This window comes from Methylobacterium sp. WL18 (genome assembly GCF_008040015.1).
GTDB classification, from domain to species: domain Bacteria; phylum Pseudomonadota; class Alphaproteobacteria; order Rhizobiales; family Beijerinckiaceae; genus Methylobacterium; species Methylobacterium mesophilicum.
The window spans coordinates 1-352 of the sequence record NZ_VRVD01001370.1; the positions used below are offsets into that span (position 1 = coordinate 1).

The 352-nt window shown below is 63.4% G+C and carries 1 pseudogene; it reads left to right on the forward strand.

What is annotated here, in order from left to right:
- Nucleotides 1-210 precede the first annotated feature (210 nt).
- Nucleotides 211-352, forward strand: a pseudogene (locus tag FV228_RS32795) (IS701 family transposase); the annotation flags it as partial.

The window sequence follows — 352 nt, forward strand, 5'->3', positions numbered from 1 at the left end:
GTGCTGCGCCAGCGTCTCGAAGCTGATCCCGCGCTCGCCAATCCCACCCACAGACCGCCCAGCCCAAGCCTCATCAAACGCGCCCTTCGCATCGTCGCAGACGCCAAGGAGGTCTCGCATCCAGACAACTAGCACTACTTTGGTAGATTGAGGGAACGCTGGAGGTTTTTGCGGATTCGCCTGCCACGGCCATGAGCGTGGGTGCTCGCGATGTCAGGTGCTGGTGGATGGCGTGAGGATCTGGACCGGTGGCTGCAGCCGTTCCTTGCGGGACTGTCGCATCCTGCGCGTCGGGCTATGTGCCCGCTCTACGTGAGCGGTCTGATCGGCTTGGGTGACCGCAAGAGCGTCC